We start from the raw sequence: 21,091 nt of genomic DNA on the forward strand, positions 1-21,091 counted from the left end.
GTATTATCAGACTTATGATAAGGACGACAGGTGTTGAATCTCCCCTAAAAGGAGGTTATATGCTTGGAATCAGGCAGCAGCCGGAAGAGAAAACCAAGGAGGATGACAGATTATGAGATGGATTGAAATCGGGCTTGTCTTATTTCATGTATGGTTGATAGGGTGGTTAACTCTTGTGCGTCCCAAATCACAGCGCGGGTGGCTAATAGGCGGTGGCATTGGTGCTGTATTGCTGGTCGTTCATGCTTTCGTGGAAGGACTACGGTGGCCAATGATTCCGGTATATCTGATCACACTATGGGCAATTGCGGGAGGAGCAAAAAGTTTCTTCCGATCCGCAGCAAAGCCATCAAGCAAGCCGCCGCGGCGGCGTTGGAAGACAGTACTTCTTAGGGGAGTTGCGGCGGTTTATGCTTCCGTGGCCATTGTTCTGCCGCTCCTGTTCCCTGTATTTTCTTTTGCGGAACCCACTGGCCCCTACACAATAGGAACAGTAACCTACCATTGGACCGATGCTGCACGGGAAGAAAAGTTTACAGAAGCGTCCGGTGATTCCCGCGAATTAATGGTTCAAATCTGGTATCCGGCAAGTTCGGAAGCTACGGGGAAAGCGGCCCCATACTTGTCTGACCCTGCTCCGTATATAGAAGGACTGCATGAGTTATTGCAGCTGCCGGAGTTTTTATTCTCAGGGTTGAAACTGGTCAACACTCATGCTATTGCGAATGCCGGGCTAGCGGATACAGAAGCTAAATATCCTGTGCTTTTGTTCTCGCATGGATTTATGGGCTACAAAAATCAGAACACGTTTCAAATCGAGCAATTGGCAAGCCATGGCTATATTGTCGTCGGAATTGAACATGCCTATAGCAGCGTGGCTTCCGTCTTTCCGGACCAGCATGTCGTGAAGTTTGATTCGGAAGGTAAGACGGGTTATGACCAAATGAAGTATTCTTTTATGGACGGGCGCAATCGAGTCTGGGTAGAAGATGCGAAGTTTGTGCTTGACCAAATCGAGACCTTGTCTGCTAATGACCCTGGCGGTCTGTTTACCGGCCGGATCGATCTTGAACATGTGGGCATGTTCGGTCATTCTTTTGGGGGAGCCACGACGGTGCAAATGCTGCTGGACGATTCCAGAATACAAGCGGGATTGAATATGGATGGTGTGCTTTACGGTGAAAAGCGGATTCCTGCGGACGGTTTGAAGAAGCCTTTTCTGCTCATGAGTGCTGATGATACATTAAAGGGGGTTGACCACACCGGCGATGCGGAGATTGCCGAACTTGGGACGGACAGGGAAGAGATTGCAGCTTACTATGATGAGCTGTTTGCCCGGTATGATCCGGTAACCGCCGGCGCGAATTATTGGATGACATTTAAGAACAGCAAACATATGAGTTTCTCGGACCTGTATCTGCTCACCCCCTTGTTTGAATGGATGGAAGGGGCGGACGTGCGCAGAACGCATGAGCTGATTAACGAGTACACGCTTGATTTTTTCGATCATTATCTGAAAGGGGAGCCCTTGCAGTATTTGGACCGCAACCTTGGAGACCATCCGGAGTATACGCTTCAACAAGGAGCGGAGTGAGAATCCTCTTGCCTGAGCCTCCACTGCAATCCTTGCATCAGCAAGGCGTTGCCTCTTACAACGACGTCCCATTTGGGATTGAGTAGCAAGCATAGTTTATTGAAGCGTTCCATTCGTTCGGTAGGAGCATGAAGCATAAATTGATCATATTCGCGGAAAAAGGCGGCTTTATCACGGAATTGCTCCGGACTCGCATACATCATCACAAAATCTTCAACGATAGTCTGTACAACAGCGCTGTCTGCTGATAACTTTTGTTGCAGGGCCGCTTCCACCCGGAAGCGAATTTTCTCCAGCGTTCTGATCCAAGACGCAGCGGGAATGCGGGGATGCATGACCATATTGAAAAAGGGCAGTTCGTAATGGACAAGATCCTCCAGGTACTGCGGATCGTTCATAAGCGCTTGCAGTTCGTTCCAAGCTACGGATTGCCCAGCTGTCACTTTGACTTCATTGATAATATATTTATTGAACAAATATAAAAAGGTATCCTGCCATTCCGTCGGCAATTGACTGAGCGCCTGTATTTCTTCAATTTTGCCAAATATAAACCGATTTCGCTTATCGGCATTCATGGACAAAGAGTCGACCAGCTCATTCAAGTAATGCAGAGAAGTACCTGTTGAATCATGCTCTTTGGCTTGGCGCAAAATTGAAATCATATTGGTCAGAGTACCGACCTGGGTCTCCAGTGCTTCAATCTGCCAGTTGAGTGCTGTAGTGAAGGGAATCTCTCCGTCCATTACTTGGCGGATCTCGTCAATGCCGAAGTCCAGATAGCGCAGCGTTGTGATCAGCCGCAGACGGGAAATATCTTCAGGCGTATATAACCGGTGTCCGCCTTCGCTGTGGCTTGATGGTTTCAATAGAGCGATGACGTCATAATAACGGACAGTTTTAACGGTTGTACCTAGCAGCTTGGCCACTTCGCCGATGGTTTTGGTATCTTTACGCAAGTAATCACCCCTTCGGTTGGAATCATACGATGTTTGGAATTAATTGTAGCGAAAGGCATGACGATTTTCAATTTGCTTGTTTTACCTGATATTCATCTGTTGGACCCGATGAATATCCCAAAGCTTTCACTTGAGCAAGTAACATTTTATATCGTAATTTCTTTATCCCAATATAGTCGTAAGTAATTTTCCACTTTTTTACGGTACCTGATATATATACAATCTTTTGATAAAGCAGATATCCTTGTGCCATTCGAATGTTTTGTTGTAGAGAAACAAATAAAGGTTGCAGGTTTAGAAGTAACCGCAAAGGGAGTATAATCTACGATGTATATAGCCTCTATTTCTCTCCACTCCATTGCCCTTTTTTCAAAAAAAGAATGAAATATTACACCCTCCTCATTTATTAGGATGCGTTTATTGAATATTATAAATAAAGGAAACAAAAAAAGAATTAATAATATTATTATCAATATTATCCTAGAGACCAATGTTATCTCCACAAAAAAAAGAACTAGTATAGGGAAAGCGGAGCAAAAAGCAAAGTAAGCGATAATTGAAATAACAGTAGAAAGGTTTAAATAATTAAATTTAATATTATTTCCTCCCATCTATATAATTTGAACTAAAGAAATCGATGATTACATCCTGACACAAAGCCGATCGATAATGGAACTTGGACTTTTCATAATTTTGTCCATGAACCCTGTATTCCCGGTGACTCATAACGAGGAAGGCGGGTCCACTCTTAGGCTGATATAGATTTCCTTTTGTTTCTCAAGAAGCTCGCCAACACGCAATTGTTGATCAGAGGTTTCAAAACATTCGATGACATCGAGTTTATCAAGAGCACTTTGCATGGTATAAGTTTTGAATAAATCCTTCTCCTGCATCTGTTTTTTGATGTAAGAAAGATAAATGAGTGCGACAAATTCAATAAACAATTTGCCGTTCAGGCTTTGCTCCGAAGAAACCAAGGTGCGACGCATATTTAATCGTTCTTTTAAGTTGCCGAATGCCTTTTCAACCACATCCTGATTCCGATAGAGTTCCAGTGCGGTGATGGCATCCATTGTCTCATTGGTCATCAAGACAAAGTAGCCATAATAGCGTTTGGCTTTTGAAACCGCTTCTTCATTGACAATGACACGCGTTCCTCGTTTGGGCGTGGTCTTGATCTGGAAGTATTTTTTGTAGAAGGATTCGTGTTCCGGCACCCTGCGGCCTGACTCTAATTCGCGACGCATGGCCATTAATTTACGATCGAAGGCTTTTTCGTCTTCGGCGGCTTTGTCAATGTTGTAATAATAGTGCAGGTAGATGCGCCTAGATTCGGATTTGGTGTCTCCTTTATAAGGACGATGCTCGGTATACTGCCACTCCGTTTGGACAGTATGACAGTATAGCTCGTATTTCTCGTTAAAGTGTTCGAAGCTTCGAAATCGGTCGTAGAGGACATCCAATTCTTTGCGGATCAAAGACAAGGACATCTTCGCTGAGATCAGAAATTTCAAATGATCTTTAAAGAGGGCATTGATGTTGTCTTCACTGTAAAACCCTCGGTCCATGACCAGCTTCACTTTCGAAAAGCCCAACACGTTCAACTCCGCCAACAGGTTCTTAATGGTCTTAGAGTCTGGGATGTTGCCATCCAGTTTGCGGTAATAGAACGGAAGGTTGGTGGATTGGCCGAATACCATCGCCAAGTTTAATTGCGCTATCGGATCGCCTTCTTTATTTCTGCCGTATTGCACTTGGCGTAAGCATTCAGAGTAACTAGGAATGGAGGTGATGTCGTAGGCCCAGAACTCCTTGTCCGCCCGCCGTTTTCCTTGCAGACGGAAGAACTGGCTCTTGGCTTCTTCCGTAATGGAAGCAAAGATTTCACTACTGCGTTGGGACGTGATGTTTTGGCCGTAAGGATGCTTATGTAGGCTGCTCCATTTCTCAAACCGGTAAAGCGGATTGCTGTCCTCTAGGATAAGATAATACACGATGGATCGAATCTGTCGGTCCATGCCGGGAAAGCACTGTTTCAAGTCTTCGGCAATTCCGAGCTTCTCACCGATGGCATCCAAGAGATAAGTAGCGCCATAGAAGCTCCTGGAAGTTTGAATAGACGGCACCGGACCACTTTTCGGGGCAGTTGGAACTTCTTGTTTTTTACGACCTCTGCCGTCTGTTGGAAGAATCGCGCCAGTCTCCTTGTCCACCCGGCCGATGAGCGTCCGTTTAGCACGAGACTGCTTCTTTTCTTTGTCCCAGTATGATACGGATTCATATGCATAGGTAATTCCGGAGCGGTTGTCCTTTTGGTACACAATCGTCGCCATTTACGCCTCACCTCGTTATGTAAATTATAACACATAACGATATAAGAGGGAAGAAAAAAATGGCGTAAAACCCAGTAATATTGCGGATTTTACGCATTATTGTTGTTCATCTCGTTATGTTTTGACGGGAATCCAGGATGAACAACCCGACGTTTTTTCGGATGTCGGCAACGGTGTGATAGAACACATTATTGATTACATTGGATTTTAGCCATTTCCAGAGCCCTTCAACAATATTCATCTGCGGGCTGTAAGGGGGCAGAAACACCAACTCGAGTCGACCGTTCAGTTCGTCCAGGAACGGTTGGAGCAGCTTGGCATGATGAATCCGGGCATTATCCAGCACGATGACGATTTTGCCAGCTGGATACGCGAGTATCACCTTTTGAAGAAAATTCAAAAAGGTCTCGGCTGTATATTGCTCGTCTTCCTGCCATACGATCTGACCGGTCGCATAGTCGACTGTGGCGAGTAACTTCACGCCGCGATGTTTGCCCGTCGTTTGAATGATGTGTTGCTTGCCACGAAGAAACCAAGTCTTCTGAATTGCCTGGTAGTCTCGTATCATGGATTCATCTTCGAAAAGCAAATGCGCGATTTCGTCGTTCAGCAATCTTTTTTTAATTCGGGAAAAGTCGTCTCTGTAAACTGACGTTGCTTTTCAGGATCGGCTGCCTCTAGGGTATACGTTGGTTTGGTATAGCTCAGTCCTTGACGGTGCATCATTTTCGAAACGCCTCGCAAGGAGTAGCGATGACCGAATTCTCGTTCAATATACGCAGCAATGATCTCGAGTGTCCAGTTGAATCGAGCTGTGAAGCCTACATCATCCGGAACGGAAAGAACGATGGTCTGCTTCAATTGCTCCTGTTGTTCTTTCGTTAACCGAGTGGGAGCTCCGGAGGAATACTTCATTTGTAACGCCTCGAGGCCACCGGTTTGATAGGACCGAATGTAACTATTTACCGTTTCCTTGCTGCGATTCAGAGTCTCGGCGATCTCCGTGACAGGCTTTCCTTTGAGATGTAAGTACACGGTTTGATAACGTTCATACATGCGGCGTTCTTTTTCATGCTTCATGGCGCGTGTAACTTCTTCTAACGAATTGTGCTGTTCCATCTGTATCCCAACCTGTCCGAATAAGTTTCCTTACTTATTCGACATGTAGGTCGTTATTTCCTTACCATAGTTTTCTAATACTTTAGTTCAACTTATATAGCGGATATATTAACTTAGGTTATTTTCTTCGACTTTGAAATTCATGAAGAAACTTTCCTGTTTTTTTGATTATTTTAGTCTCCCAACCATATCTCCTTGAGATTCTTGTTCCACTTGTCCAGGAATATCCCATCCCCTTCCTACTGGGCGGGGCTAGGGAAAGGAAAACCACATGGAGTTGTTCAATACTCACATGCGGTTTTTATTGTTACATTCCAATAAAAGGGGATAAGTCTACTCCATATTGTTTTATAATTGCCTGTATAAGTGCGAATACGAATACTAAAATAAAAGAAATGAAAATGTATTTTAGTGATCTGAAAAACGCTCTTAGCATTGGTACCCTTTCCTCAGCCATGTAGTACACCCCATTTCCACATATTATCATTATACAAAAAGACAACAACTTTACTGGGATTAAATAATACCATTCAGCAAAGCCAGTACTATAAATTGAAATGATATACCCAACAATATAAAATGGAAGATAGTATTTTAATCTTTTTTTAATTTCCATCACAACCTTAATCTAATCAGCTGTTATTGTGTTTTGGGATGTAAAGTACATATTTGTGATTGTTTGAGCTGTATCACTTATACCAAACATCATTAATCCAGTATTAACTTCAACTGTTTTGTATGCATATCCAGTACACGTATAATAAGTGAATGTCATAAACCGCCCGATTTCCGGCTGGTAATACCGAGCGCATACGTGAGTCCGCTGGAATAATCATACCCTAATCCGGTGTAGCCGAACAGGTTGTCCGGGCCCGGCCAGTTCAGATCCGTCTTCTTGCTGCCTTGCATCACACCGAATTCATCGTAGTGATAACGGGCCGAGACGCGTCCGTCCTTCTCCGCAAGGCCGATGACGCTGCCAAGGGCATCCTGCATATACCAAAGCGTCTTCGGCTGTACGCCCGGTTCCGCGCCGCCCGCGCCAGGTGTCGGCTCCCAGCCGTTATTGCTATCATACGCTGGCAGGTAGGTCATGCTCAGTCGTTCGCCGCCTGCACCGTACACATACGTTTCTTTCCACTTCGTCGGATCTGCTTCCGTTACTTGAATAGGCTCCGGCAGCGCCAGGCTTACGTCATTGGTGAAGTTCAGCTCCCAATGCTTCTTCTTGTGCTGCTTCTCCCAGCCGTCGCGCGGTCCGCCCGGATGCATGTCCGGATATTCCTCATCCACTTGACCGCATTTCTTCGCCAGACCCGGCGGTATGAAGCCCGGCGGCACCACATGACAGTTGGCTGGGCCATTACCATTACCATTACCATTACCATTACCATAAGAAAAGCCATATGGAGGATATTTTGCTCCACATGGCTAATCGAACCTATCGTCCTTTCAACTTAGTCCAAGAATCAAGTACCAATGAGCGAATTTCCAAATCGGTAACATAAACGCCGGGATAATGCAAATGGTCTTCATGGAATTCTGAGAATCTAGAACCTTTATGAGATATTCCCTTAAATAGAGTCTTCTCAATATCACTTAACCCCTCGTTAAGGTCATGCTCATAAGTTTGATGGAACTCATCACAAAAATTTGATGTTTCTATTTCTTGTCCAATCATCAGTTCCATAAGCCAATAAAGCCGCTCCTTCGGGCTTCGTTCGGACATTCTTCTCACCTCATTTCTTTGGTATCGCCGGAAGGTTGCCAAGAGGGTCTCAAGTATACATAAAGTGCAATACGGTATTTGAAGCCTTATCATACAGAACCTCTAGGTTATACGCTTGATTATTTTTATACATGACTGTGTAGTACATTATTGCTTTAGTTCCCTGAGGGTCAGCCATCCCATCTCCATATTTTATTGCGGAGATTAATGTTTGAACAGGTACAAATCTTCCTACATTCTCCATTCTAGCCGCCGTCGTCGCTGTAAAATTCAAACCATCTTCAAGTTTGCTTAGTTTTCCATACTTAAATATACCCATACCTGCTGAAACTGCGATTCCTTCTCCGGGATGATTCTCAATGTATAGAGCAGCACTTTCTGTAAATCCTTGAATCGCACTAAGAGCAGGAAACATCTCATGTGCTCGTTTCATGATTTCATCCATTGGTATCATAGCATCAGTGGATTGCATTATGTCTGCTTCTGTGTAATACCCACTTTTGAAATATTGTGATTCTCTAATCTGATCCCTTAAATCCTCCGCCTGCTTTGCCCAGTAATCTCTTTCCGCTCTAGTCGGTGCTATAGCCCACATGTTTTTGTACTCGTTTATAACATAGTTAAATCCCAGTTTCTCATTCCAGTGTCCTGTTGGGTCAACATATATCAATGGATTATTTAAGACATACGAATACAAATTCAACGTCTGAGGATTCCACATATCCCCCTTATACGTATCCTCACTAATAAACCGCCCGATTTCCGGCTGGTAATACCGAGCTCTTGCATACGTGAGGCCGCTGGAATAATCATACCCTAATCCGGTGTAGCCGAACGGGTTATCCGGGCCCGGCCAGTTCAAATCCATCTTCTTGCTGCCTTGCATCACACCGAATTCATAGTAATGATAACGGGCCGAGACGCGTCCGTCCTTCTCCACGAGGCCGATGACGCTGCCGAGGGCATCCTGCATGTACCAAAGCGTCTTCGGCTGTACGCCCACTTCCGCGCCGCCCGCGCCAGGGGTCGGCTCCCAACCGTTGTTGCTATCGTACGCCGGCAGGTAGGTCATGCTCAGTCGTTCGCCGCCTGCACCGTACACATACGTTTCTTTCCACTTCGTCGAATCTACTTCCACATGCGTTAGATGTGTTATTGGTTGAATGATGGGTTCTTTCGACACTGGGTAGCCCCTGCTAAAAAAAAGAAACCTTGAAAGGCATGAAGCCAATCAAGGTTATCGAAAGTTATAGCTTTTCTAAATTCAATTCCCAACCTACAACTTCAATGATAATGTCTTGAAAAGGAAATACATAATGGTGCGCCTTATCAAGGAAATTCGCTGATGCGTCTTTATTCGCTAATGTTAATTTCAATTCGTTAAGCCAGTCTGAATGAGTCACTTTAAGTATATGAAATGGTCTTTTACCATTAGTCATAAACGACTCTGTCTCAATACAGTCAATTGTTGTAACCTTGAATGCTTGATATGGACAAAAGCTAGCCCTCCACCTCACTTCATCTGAATCATCAAATTCGATTGAGATATCTGTTGTATTCATTTTTATATCTTCCAATGGAGTTACATTAATCTCCACATCACCAAAAACTATTTCCAACATGTTCATTTCTCCTTACCTAACTCTAATTGATGTGCCATCATTCTTAGTAGTGAATTTCCATGACTCTTTAGAAATTTCCTCAGGGGTAGCCATTCTATACCTAACCTCAACCCCTGCTTCTTGTGCAGCATACAAACGACGATTATCCAAAGCATACAGTTTTCCATCTTTCTCGAAAATTCTTATTTCGGGAAGGTCACCGGGTTTTATACTACCATTCTTTAACCCATTAATAGTATCGTCCACAGTTTTCCCATCGCTAAACTTACTAGAAATGCTATCCTGAGAAAACCTTACTTCTTTTGCATTTATCGAGCCGCTGTTTGCAAGTTTACTCGTCCCCTCATCAGAGAAGTAGTCCTTTTTTTTCTTATTTCCTTTGGCAAAGCTCCCTCTCTTAATACCAAACATACCAAAAAATTCAATCGGCCTGTTAAGAAATTCTTCGTAGTGCCCTACAAGTTGTTCCTGTGCCCAAATTGCATCACCACTATCATTACTGTACTGGCTATTATAAGTCGCCATATCGAACAAATATTTAAATTGATTATTATTTTTATCCCCTTCTATAATCTCACCATTCTTAAACATAGTTCCTATATGGCTTCTATAATTCCAATACTCATTAGTACCATTGCCTAATAATCGTGCTTTCTCTATCGCATCCCTTAAATCCTGAGTCAATTCTTCATAGCTGAATCCACTTGGATCAATATATCTAATGGGATTATTATGCACATACCCATAAAGATTCTGACTCTGCGGATTCCAAATATCTCCCTTATACGTATCCTCACTAATAAACCGCCCGATTTCCGGCTGGTAATACCGAGCTCTTGCATACGTAAGGCCACTGGAATAATCATACCCTAATCCGGTATAGCCGAACAGATTGTCTGGGCCCGGCCAGTTCAGATCCGTCTTCTTGCTGTCCATCATCACACCGAATTCATCGTAATGATAACGGGCCGAGACGCGTCCGTCCTTCTCCGCAAGGCCGATGACGCTGCCAAGGGCATCCTGCATATACCAAAGCGTCTTCGGCTGCACGCCCGCTTCTGCGCCGCCCGCGCCAGGTGTCGGCTCCCAGCCGTTATTGCTATCATACGCTGGCAGGTAGGTCATGCTCAGTCGTTCGCCGCCTGCACCGTACACATACGTTTCTTTCCACTTCGTCGGATCTGCTTCCGTTACTTGAATAGGCTCCGGCAGCGCCAGGCTTACGTCATTAGTGAAGTTCAGCTCCCAATGCTTCTTCTTGTGCTGCTTCTCCCAGCCGTCGCGCGGTCCGCCCGGATGCATGTCCGGATATTCCTCATCCACTTGACCGCATTTCTTCGCCAGACCCGGAGGTATGAAGCCCGGCGGCACCACATGGCAGTTGGCTGGGCCATTACCGTTACCGTTGCCATTGCCATTACCATTACCGTTGCCGTTCCCATTACCATTACCGTTGCCGTTCCCATTGCCATTGCCGTTGCCGTTGCCGTTACCGTTACCGTTACCGTTACCGTTGCCATTACCATTACCGTTGCCATTACCATTACCATTACCATTACCATTTCCGTTTCCATTACCGTTACCATTACCATTACCGTTGTTCCCTTTCGGACCCGCGGCGTAATCGATCGTCATCTTCATCCGATTGCCGTCGCCGTCGTATGCGTAACGCGTCATGTCCCCTTTGCGGTTGATCTGCTCGATCAGCCGGTTCGCCCCGTTCCATGTATATTGCTCAATGACTTCCGGCTCCGACCACTCTGGCTCGCTTAGAACTGCGAGCGGATCATAGAGAGAATCTCCTCCGTTCGGAGCGCCCGACTCATAGACGTTGCCAGTCACCGTAGCGCCATATACGGATGAAGCAACCGTGGAGTCCGTCTCCGGGAGCTGAAGCATCTTCTCCATGACCTGCAGCAGATTGCCGCGCGGATCGTATAAGTAATCCTTGCTCTCGCTGCCGTTCGTCCATTGCAGCAGACGGTCCGCCGCATCGTAGGTGTATGTCTCGGTATCGCTTACTTCGCCCCACACGCTCGTCTTCGACATGCGGTTCCCTACCGCATCATACAGATATTGCGTCGATACCGGAAGCTCTGCGGACTCCGCGTTCTGCGTCTGAACATGAACCAGTTGGTTCAGCGCATCATACGCATAATCCGTTACGATTCGTTCCTCGCTCTCGCTTCCGTCTTGATCATCTTCGTCGTTCCCGTCTGACAGACGTTCGCTGCGGATGCGGTTGCCGACCGGATCGTACGCGTAAATCATTTGCTCCATAATTTTCCCGAATTGATTCCGATGCGTCAGCTCAAGCAGCTGTCCCGCATCATCATACGTATAGCCGCTTTGCCCCATTGTCGGCAAGTTTTTCGAGGTAAGCAGACCTCTCGGATCATAGGAATAGGTGGTCACTCTTCCCTCGGCATCCGTTACCGCCGTCATCCGGTCCAGCAGGTCGTACTGGTAGCTGACAGTGGTTGCATCCGGATAAATCACCTTGCTCCGCTGCCCGGTTGGCGTCCATTCATAACGAATCGTCTGCTGGTTAGGATCGGTTACTTCCGTCAGCCGGTTCAACGCATCGTAGGCATACGTCGTTGTGCCAAGCTCATCGGTCATCTTCGTTCGACGGCCCACCGTGTCGTATTCGTATCCGACCTGCTTGCCGTCCGGGTACAAGATGTCCGTTAACCGGCTCAATACATCGTAACTGTAGCTGGTCGTTCCGCCATCCGGAAGCGTCACGCCCGTCACATTGCCGAGACGGTCATGGAGCAGTTCCGTTATACGCTGCTCCGGACCTGTCGTGCGAATGAGTTCACCTCGCAAGTTGTATTGATAGGATGTCTGCCGTCCGAGCGCATCGGTCTTCGACGAAATATTGCCCATCGTGTCATAACCGTATTCGGTTACGGCCTCAAGCGCATTGGTCACGCGCCGCAGCCGTCCGAGCGAATCGTAGCCGTATTCGGTCGCCTGTCCCTTCGCGTCTGTCAGGACGGTCAGCAAGCCGCGCGCGTCATAATCCATTTCCGTCATCGCGCCAAGCGGATTGATCAGAGCGGTTACCCGACCCGCCGCATCGTAGCGGTACGTCGTTGCCTTCCCGGCTTCATCCATCGATTCAATCACTCGTCCAAGCTCATCCCGCATCATCTCGGACACTTGTCCGAGCGGGTCCGTCACCTTGACGAGCAAGCCGCGCGGGTCGTATTCCAGCTGCCACTCCGCACCGCCCGGGTTCGTCGTCCGGATCAGACGTCCTGCGGCATCATACGCATAAGTAGTCTTCTGCTCCAATGCATCTGTCTGTTCCATTAATCTGCCGAGCGCGTCGTAAGCATACCTGACAGATCGGCCGAGCGGATCGGTCTCCTGCGTCAGCCGGCCGGCCGCATCATAGCTTAGCCGCGTCTCGCCGCCCGCCGCGTCGGTCACCTTGACCGGCAGATTCCGCTTATCGTACTCCACCTTGGTTTCGCCGCCATTCGGGTCGGTATACCGGATCAGATTGCCGTTCCCGTCGTAGGCATACCGGCTTACGTTCCCTTCCGGATCGATCACGGTCTCCAGACGGTCCCCCGTATTGTAGGCATACACCGTCTCGGCTCCATTCGGGTCGATCCGCTTCGTCAGATTGCCGACATCATCGTACTGGAATCGGGTCTTATTCCCCATGGCATCGGTAACGGCCGTCACTCTGGCAAAGCTGTCATACGTATAGAGGGTACGCCCCCCTTCCGCATCAATGTATGCGGTCAGGTTGCTGTCTTTGTCATACTCGTATCGCTCGGTATGGCCAAGCTCGTCGATACGCGCGGTTACGCGGTCACGCGGATCATATTCCAGCCCCGTCCGGCCATCCAGCGCATCCACGATCCATTTCACCCGATGAAGCGGATCGCGGATCAGCTCCTGACGGCCTCCCAGCGGATCCGTCATGATCTTTGCAAAGCCGTATTCGTCATTTTCGATCTGTGCCGTTTCCCCGCTGGCGTTGGTAACGGCACTCGGGATGCCTCGGTCGTCTACCTCGATATGGGATATACCACCGAGCGCATCGGTCACCGAGGTCAGATTGCCCCGATTGTCATAAGCAAGCGTCGTGGTGTTGCCAAGCGGATCGACGATCTCCTCCGGCAAGTTCAAGGCGTTGTACCGGATTTCCGTCTGATGTCCTTCCGGGTCCTTGGCGCGGATCAGGTTGCCGCTGCCGTCGTACATATAATGCCATATGTTGCCCCGGCGGTCGGTCATCTCGATCAGGTTGTCGTGCTTGTCGTAGAGGAAACGTTCCGTTGTGCCATCCGGATATGCCATCGCTGTCTTCCGGTAACGCTCGTCATAGCCGTAGACAGTCTCCCTGCCTAGCGCATCGGTCGTAACGGTTCGCATCTCTTCGGGGTAATAGGCGATGCTGCCCCATACGCCGGCAAAATCCCGCTGACTCACTACGCGACCCAGATCGTCGTATTCATTCATCAGCGACATCGTTTCGTTCGGATTGAAGATTTCCGTCAACCGATGTTTGTCGTCGTATGCATATCCGATTCTTGCCCCGTCAGGCAAAATCATCGCTGTCAAATCATGATTGACGGCGTCATATTCGTAGGCTGCATACCGTCCGGTATGGTCGGTGACGCGCGAGACTTTGCCTCCGTCCCCGTAGTGTAACGTCAGGCTGGCCCCGTTCGTGCTTACCTCGGTCAGCAAGCTGCCCAGATATGACAGCTGAACGGTGTTGCCGTTCGGATCAACGATTCGGTATAGCTTGCCGTCTCTCCGGTAGACATAGGACCACCGTTGTGGCGTTTGCTGCGTATAGGTGCCGTCGGCATTTCTCGTGAGCGTATCGTATATCCCGTCTTGTCCGGTATATTGACCGCCCAAGGCCGGTTCGAAGCGGTGGCTCGCTCCTTCCGGTGATGCCGCATAGATGACGCCGTCTTCACGGAATTCAAGCTTCCGCTCATACGAATGGGACCAGCCGGCGCCGAAATCACCGTCATTGCGGCTTCGGCTATGATAGGTCAGTGTCAGATCAAGCGGTATAACCGCCTGTGCGCTCAAGTTCGTATGCCGGAATACGAAGTCGCCCGTTGCCAGATTGACCGGGTCGAACGCTTCTGCAAGTGGATAATTATTTATATTTGCGAATTCTTCGTGAATAAGTTTGCTGTCGCCTACAGTAATCTCCCCGGCTTGCTGAGGCTCCGGAATGAGCAGATTGACCCCTGCTTCAATTGGGCCATAGCACACTTGATCATTGCAATCCTCGACAGGGATATTGTTAAACTCGGCAATTTTAGCAATGCTATCTGCGATCGCTTGCTTCTCAATGACTTTGTAATAATAGCTCGCCACAACCGCCCAGTTGACATTCCAGTCGGGCGCTTCATAACGCAGAACACTCAATTTTTTGGAGCCAACTGATTGCTTCTCGTCAAATTCCCGTGTGGCGAACGCCTGGATTTCGGAGATTTCATGGGCAGGAAGAGATACCGTAAATCCCCACTCTCCAACATACTGTTCAGGCGATTGGTCGGTCAAATCTTCAAAATCTGTGAAATACGAAGCATCTACAGGTATCGCGAGCGCCCATTTCGATTCCCTTGCTTTCACTTCAATAGGGTCTTCATTCAGCGTTTTGACTATGCCGTCATCGTAGGTCGTATTGCCGCCGACTCTGCGGATGTTCTTCATCTGCAGCTCCACCGTCGTACCGATCTCCGCAATCCCCCTGATCGTATGTTCCCGGCTCATATGAGGCTCCTTATCCGGAGCAATCTCAATGATTGGCGCCGGCGGAGCCGGATTCACGACGTTAACGTCGCCTGATTCCCCGTATTCCGCAAAGCGCGTAGGTGTAACCCGGATCGTATAACTGCCCTCCTCAGTCGGCACGCCATTCACCTTGCCGTCCCAGACAATGGAATGCGCCTCTTCCGTCTTGTACGATCCACTGCTCAGCATGTCAACAGTCGAACCGCTTCTCTCCAGCGTAATCTCCGTATCATGGTAATCTTGCGTATCGGAATCGGGGTCTGGATCGTCGAAGCTGAAGTTAATCGTTGTCTGTCCGCCGTACACCGAACTGAACTTGACCGGATCGATGTGCAGCGTTGTTTCCGCATGCGCCTTCGGAAGAAAGGTGTCCGGCAGCAGCGGAAGCCCCGTAAAGAGCACGAGACATGCAAGCAGCAACTTCCCGATTTGTCCCCATCTTGATATGCGGCTGCGGTTAACAGCTTTATCCATTGAATACCTCTCCCTTCATCGCCAACCATCTATAGATGACCGCGGCGGCTTCCGCACGCGTACTTGTATCTCCTGGATGAATCCGGCCGCCGCCTCCTTGTACGATCCCGCTTAGGATCACCGCCTCGACCGAAGGCCTGGCCCAAGAGCTCACTTGGCCGGAATCGGCATAATCGGCAATCACGTTGCCGGATTCATTCCTCTTCAGCCCTGCGGCATTCGCCAGCATGACCATCATTTCTTCTCGCGTGACTTCCGCATTCGGCTTGAACAAGCCGCCTTCGTAGCCTTTGATCCACCCCGCCGCAGCCGCTTGTTCGACCCATGGAGCAGCCCAGTGTCCTGCCGGCACATCCTTGAATGTTCCAGCATCTCTTACCTCTTCTGTAAGCCCCGCCGCCTCGACCAGCATCTTGGCGAACTGGGCGCGCGTCACGGACTGCTTCGGCTCGAAGTTGCCGGTTGCCATGCCGTTCACAATCCATCTGGCAGCTAATACTTCCACTTCCTGCCTCGCCCAATGGCCGTTCATATCCGTGAACGATGGCTCATAGGTGAAGAGAGCATACATCCCAGGATGCTTCACCGGAACGCCGACGGTTCGCCATGCCGCATCAACAGTTCCGCCTGCATAGATCCATCTGTCCTCAGCTTCATCATACCTATACACACCAGTTCGGTTAGCCAGATCGGCGGTCTCTAAAGGGGGTGCCAGTGCGATTGTGAACATCGCAGGCTTCATGAGCTCCGCTTCCGCCGACCACTTCCAAGCGATTCCGGCCCAGGTCATCCCTTTCGCCTGCTTGCCTTTCGTTCGAAGATCGTTATCCGAGTGGCTCTCCAGCACTACACGTGTTTTCGCCTCGAAGGTTCCTTGTTCGAATGACAGCCATGCCGATTCTCCGACCGCTGCCTTGCCGCCGTCCGGTCCGATCACGACGCTTTCCGATTGCCGATCGGAATCCGCATTCGATGAATTGCCCGCTGGTTGGCTTGAGCCGCCTTCCGTCTGAATAATCGTTCGGATATTTAGATTCCCGTCCTGAACAAGCGTCAACTCATTACCGTTGAATCCTACAAAATCCCGAGGTCTTGTCGCGCCAAGGCTGAAGACATCCCCGCTATTCAGATCAGCGCCTTTCATGATCACTTCACCGCCGGATTTCTCCAGCCAGACGGCCGTCCCGTTCGAAATGCTCATATGTTTATATTCAGTCTCCGGCTTGGCCGGCTCGGTCAGATCGACAGGCTGCGAGTTGCTTTCACCCAGATCCATGAACGTATACTTGCTATTGCCGTCCAGATCTTTCTGCTTCCACAGAATCTGTTCGCCGTTAAAAACAAAGCGCTCTACATATTGGGAAAAGGGGAGTTCCAAAATTTTCTGATGGCTTCCGCCCGCGATCTCATATTCATACAGATCTCCGTCCTCCGCCCCTTTATAGACGATGCGCCCGTTTCCAATGACCGGATTTCTGCCATTCCCCAGTTCGGTTAATAACCCGCTCTCCATATCGTAAAGATGCATTTCGTAACTCGGGTTCGTCTGCCAGACGATATAGTTCCCGTCGATTGACGGCGTCTTGTGCTGACCGACCGTATCGTTTATTTTCGACTCGGTATTCGTCGTTACGTTGTAGCTGTAAATATCCCAGTTCATATCGGCTGCACCTTCTTGGTAGTTCCTCCGGTCCACCCATACGACGATCGCTTCCCCCTGTGCGTTCATCCCGATTGCGGGCGTGTCGGCCGGCCTGCCGTGATCGGTAACAGCTACCATGAGGCCGCTTTTCACATTGCCATAATGAATTTGCCCGGCCGGACCGGAACCGTCTGCTCCTTTTCCCCGCCAGACGACGTGCTCACCACTCATTCGCACCGGGCTGCCGTTAATGCTGAACGAGGATACCTCGTCCTTGTATGTATAGGCGTTCTCTGCAGAAGCCCCCTGTCCGTTTGAAAACATCAATCCTCCCAGCATGCTTGTGATCACAATACCTTTTAATGCCTTGTTCCATACTCCCATAACCCGTTTACCCCTTCCAAAAACTAGTATTTTTTATTTTTGAGAACACAAAAAAACCACGTTAGCATTAAGCAACCCGGCTGTCAGGCCATGACTAGTCATGACGGAAGACCCGTGGCTTTGCGTCCCCGACTTTCGTTCGGGTTTGCCTTTTATTAAAGTTACCTGGTTAGTTCTTAGAAACTATCTCGCATGGTTCTATAAATCTAGTTACCCCCAAGATTATACATGCAGATACATTATGTGACAATACAAAATAGTAAAAAAGTTCTAACAAAAAGAGCCATGCAGCTAAAATCGCCGCACGACTCTTAAACTCCAAGTTCCCAAGAATAACGCCAATTCGCGTCTGTAATTCCTGGATCGAGATTGGTAAAAACTAACTTCGCTTCTCTCGGGCTTTCAATTCAGCGATCAGCTTGTCGCCTTCGACATCCAGATTCGGCAGCAGGCGGTTCAGCCACTTCGGCAGCCACCAGGCTTTATCGCCGAAGACAGACATGACGGCAGGAACGAGCGCCATACGAATGATGAAGGCGTCGATAAGAATGCCCACAGCCAGCGCAAAGCCGATCTGCTTGATCATAATGTCATGTGCGAAGATAAAGCCGGCAAACACGGATACCATAATGACCGCCGCTGCTACAACGACACGACTCGACTGATCGTACCCGTGAATGACGCTATCCGTACCGTGGTGCCCATGCACGTAGGACTCGCGCATGGAGCTGACAAGGAAAACCTGATAATCCATGGCCAGCCCATAGAGAATGCCAGTTACCATAATCGGCATAAAGCTCAGCAGGGGACCACCGGTGTCAAATCCGAAGAGAGTGTGCAGCCATCCCCATTGAAATACGGCTGTCGTAACGCCGAATGTAGCCAGAACGCTGAGCAGGAAACCTGCTGTCGCTTTGATCGGAACGATAATCGAGCGGAAGACGAGCAGCAATATAATAAGCGAAAGAACGACGATAATGCCCACATAGAGCGGGAACACCTCCGCCAGCCTCGACGACATATCGATGTTGATCGCTGTAAATCCGGTAACGCCAATAGTGACATAATGTCTCTGCGCCATACCGGAGTCAACGGCGCGAAGCTCCTGCACCAGGTTCTTCGTCTCAACGTCAGTCGGGCCTGTGTTCGGAATCAGACTAATAATCGCCATATCGCCGGTTTCGTTAAAGCCCATCGGGGTTGCGATCGATACGTTGTCATGCTGCTGAAGCTCCTGCACCAGTAAGCCCAGCGTCTCGGGCATCAGAGGGTTCGAAGATTGTTGCGGTTCGACAACCAGCAGCAGCGGGCCATTGAATCCCTCTCCGAACCCATCCGAAATCGCATCGTAGCTTTGCCTTGCCGGGGTGTCCAGGTTCGCCGTTGCCCCGGAAGGAATCCCCATCTCCATCTTGGCTGTCGGAAGCGCCGCTGCTCCCAGGAGTACAATGACGCCAAGGACGATAAGCCAGCGCCCCCTTACGACGGAGGTCACCCAGCGGTGTGCAGTCCCACTGCGAGACCGATTCGCAGCGTTGCTGCTCTTCATCCGAGCTTTCTCCGAACAGATCCGCTCGCCTACCAGGGCGAGCAGAGCCGGCAAGAGAGTCAGAGCAACCAATACATTGACGAGAACGGCCAAAGCAGCAACAAGCGCCATCGCAGACAAGAAGCCTATCCCGATGACCAGCATGCCGCACAGAGCAATAATGACGGTCAAGCCGGCAAAAAACACTGCGCTTCCAGCGGTGGCAACTGCTCGGCTGGCGGCCTCCTTCGCGCTAAGCCCTTGCTCCAGAATCATCCTACGCTGGCGGTTGACGATAAACAGCGAATAATCAATGCCGACCGCCAGGCCTACCATAAGCGCAAGGACAGGCGTAAGGTCGGTCATATGGAACATGTTCGAGAAAGCGAAGGCTCCTCCTACACTTATGCCAACTCCCATAAGCGCGGTCAATAGCGGCAGCCCTGCCGCCACAACTGAACCGAGCGTCATGAAGAGTACGATGGCAGCGACGGCAATGCCAATAGCTTCAGTAGAGCCAATGGCGGGCTTGCTCATCAGCGAATCGCTTGGCAAGGCCATTATTCCAGTCTTCTCTACAGCTGTTGCAGCTTCAATGACTGAATCGGGAACGGATTCCGGAAGCGACATCTGCTGAACGGTGAACTGGAATTGGAACAGGGCGACGCTGCCGTCAGTTGCCAACATCACGCCTGGAACCGGCATGCCATTCACCATTAGCGGTCCGAAGGGCGGCAATTCGCCAGGAACTGCTTGAGCCGCTTCGCTTCCTTGACCAGTGTTGTTCCCTTGAGCTGCGCCGTCCGCCGACATACCGGCGCTGGCAGCCAACTCGAACGGATTGATCACATATTCAAGGCCGTATACTTTATTCACTGCCTCGATAATGGAGCCTATGCGCTCCTCCGTGTCCAAGCGCTCTCCTTGAGGCGCCTTGAACAAGATGCTGACTTGTCCGCCGGACGCTTCCGGCAGCTCTTCTGCCAGCTTGTCCAGCACCTTTTGCGACTCCGTGCCCTCGATTTTCATATCGGAAGTAACATGCAGGCCATTGACTCCGATAAGGGCGAGTACAATTCCCAGAATGGCAACCCAACTGATAATGAAAGTCCAAGGCTTGGAATAAGATAATTTGCCTAATTTGTACAGGAAAGTGGACATAGAATCATGATGCTCCTTTGCAAATTATAGTGATAAGACGCACGAGGCTAGAGTCCGCTGCGCAGACAGTTGAACATCGTATCCAAGTAGTCATCGAACGCAACAGCTTCCCCGTTATCATCAGGCGATTGATCCGGAAAACGCACGTTCAGGCAGCCATCAAGCAAGGGCATAATGGCTCCGTATACGGCACCTGTCAGCAGATGCGTGTATCCTTCGGGATACCGTCCGCGAGACAACCTGTCCAGCATTTCCACGGCAGTCTTCTGCAGGCCATGGAACGCGCTAAGGACATACGGCTCAAGGGACTTGTATTGCTTCGACAACGATACGAGCTGCTGCAGCTTGCGAAAATGCTCCGTCGTGAGCTGCAATTTCATCAATTGGTACAGACTATCCAGCAGGGACATCTCTTCATCTAACGCATCAATCCATGCGCTAACTTCATCCGCCCCTTTAAAGTTTATCGCCGCTGCCGCCACTGCTTCCTCTTTGCAGGAGTAATAATTGGCGAACGTTCTCCGGGAGAAACCGGCTCGCTGTACAACCTCTTCGACGACGAAGCCCTCCATCCCCTTCTCCTGAGCAAGTGCAAATGCCGCTTCGGCAAGCGCACTGGCGGTCGCTTCCTTTTTCATATGGCGCAAGCTGTGTTTATTCATCATATCCCGGCCGCGTGTCCCTCCTATGCAACAGATAATGCAGTATTTTCTTCCGTAACTGCCCCTCGATATTATTGCACAATGAGCAATAATGCACAAT

12 protein-coding genes and 1 riboswitch are annotated in these 21,091 nt (G+C 49.3%); of the genes, 1 reads left to right on the top strand and 11 read right to left on the bottom strand.

Features of this window, described 5'->3' with window-relative positions; translation table 11 throughout:
• Positions 1-112: 112 nt before the first annotated feature.
• Complete coding sequence (locus tag M6D81_RS08930; protein ID WP_262676519.1) at positions 113-1,594, top strand: alpha/beta hydrolase; 1,482 nt, start codon at positions 113-115, stop codon at positions 1,592-1,594.
• Here M6D81_RS08930 and M6D81_RS08935 read toward each other — a convergent pair.
• From M6D81_RS08935 to M6D81_RS08985, 11 genes are all read right to left on the bottom strand, one after another.
• Positions 1,576-2,550 carry a MerR family transcriptional regulator gene (locus M6D81_RS08935; protein WP_262676520.1) on the bottom strand — a complete coding sequence of 325 codons (975 nt, stop codon included), beginning with the start codon at positions 2,548-2,550 and terminating at the stop codon, positions 1,576-1,578. The two genes, M6D81_RS08930 and M6D81_RS08935, sit on opposite strands and share 19 nt — an antisense overlap.
• 722 nt (positions 2,551-3,272) lie before the next feature.
• Positions 3,273-4,883, bottom strand: a complete 1,611-nt coding sequence (locus M6D81_RS08940) for an IS1634 family transposase (protein WP_262676521.1) — start codon at positions 4,881-4,883, stop codon at positions 3,273-3,275.
• Positions 4,884-4,989: 106 nt separating this feature from the next.
• Positions 4,990-6,002, bottom strand: a protein-coding gene (locus tag M6D81_RS08945) for an IS630 family transposase (RefSeq protein WP_262676522.1) whose coding sequence is annotated in 2 segments (ribosomal slippage) — positions 4,990-5,496 and positions 5,499-6,002 — 1,011 coding nt in all. Because the reading frame shifts where the segments join, the coding sequence is not laid out codon by codon here.
• A gap of 771 nt (positions 6,003-6,773) precedes the next feature.
• Positions 6,774-7,295, bottom strand: a complete 522-nt coding sequence (locus M6D81_RS08950; protein ID WP_262676523.1) for a hypothetical protein — start codon at positions 7,293-7,295, stop codon at positions 6,774-6,776.
• Between the two features lie 148 nt (positions 7,296-7,443).
• Complete coding sequence (locus tag M6D81_RS08955; RefSeq protein WP_262676524.1) at positions 7,444-7,692, bottom strand: magnesium and cobalt transport protein CorA; 249 nt, start codon at positions 7,690-7,692, stop codon at positions 7,444-7,446.
• Positions 7,693-7,780: 88 nt separating this feature from the next.
• Positions 7,781-8,914, bottom strand: a complete 1,134-nt coding sequence (locus M6D81_RS08960; protein WP_262676525.1) for an RHS repeat domain-containing protein — start codon at positions 8,912-8,914, stop codon at positions 7,781-7,783.
• Between the two features lie 64 nt (positions 8,915-8,978).
• Positions 8,979-9,353 carry a hypothetical protein gene (locus tag M6D81_RS08965; protein ID WP_262676526.1) on the bottom strand — a complete coding sequence of 125 codons (375 nt, stop codon included), beginning with the start codon at positions 9,351-9,353 and terminating at the stop codon, positions 8,979-8,981.
• A 12-nt stretch (positions 9,354-9,365) separates the two neighbouring features.
• Positions 9,366-15,614, bottom strand: a complete 6,249-nt coding sequence (locus M6D81_RS08970) for an RHS repeat-associated core domain-containing protein (protein WP_262676527.1) — start codon at positions 15,612-15,614, stop codon at positions 9,366-9,368.
• Positions 15,607-17,640 carry an S-layer homology domain-containing protein gene (locus tag M6D81_RS08975; RefSeq protein ID WP_262676528.1) on the bottom strand — a complete coding sequence of 678 codons (2,034 nt, stop codon included), beginning with the start codon at positions 17,638-17,640 and terminating at the stop codon, positions 15,607-15,609. Before M6D81_RS08975 ends, M6D81_RS08970 begins: the two co-directional genes overlap by 8 nt.
• 67 nt (positions 17,641-17,707) lie before the next feature.
• Positions 17,708-17,800: riboswitch (cyclic di-GMP riboswitch) on the bottom strand.
• Between the two features lie 219 nt (positions 17,801-18,019).
• Positions 18,020-20,329, bottom strand: coding sequence for an MMPL family transporter (locus M6D81_RS08980; RefSeq protein ID WP_262676529.1), 2,310 nt, complete (start codon positions 20,327-20,329; stop codon positions 18,020-18,022).
• 47 nt (positions 20,330-20,376) lie between these two features.
• A complete protein-coding gene (locus M6D81_RS08985) occupies positions 20,377-20,994 on the bottom strand; it encodes a TetR/AcrR family transcriptional regulator (protein WP_262676530.1) in 618 nt (205 codons plus the stop codon).
• Positions 20,995-21,091 lie beyond the last annotated feature (97 nt).

This window comes from Paenibacillus sp. J5C2022 (assembly GCF_025567625.1).
Taxonomy (GTDB): domain Bacteria; phylum Bacillota; class Bacilli; order Paenibacillales; family Paenibacillaceae; genus Pristimantibacillus.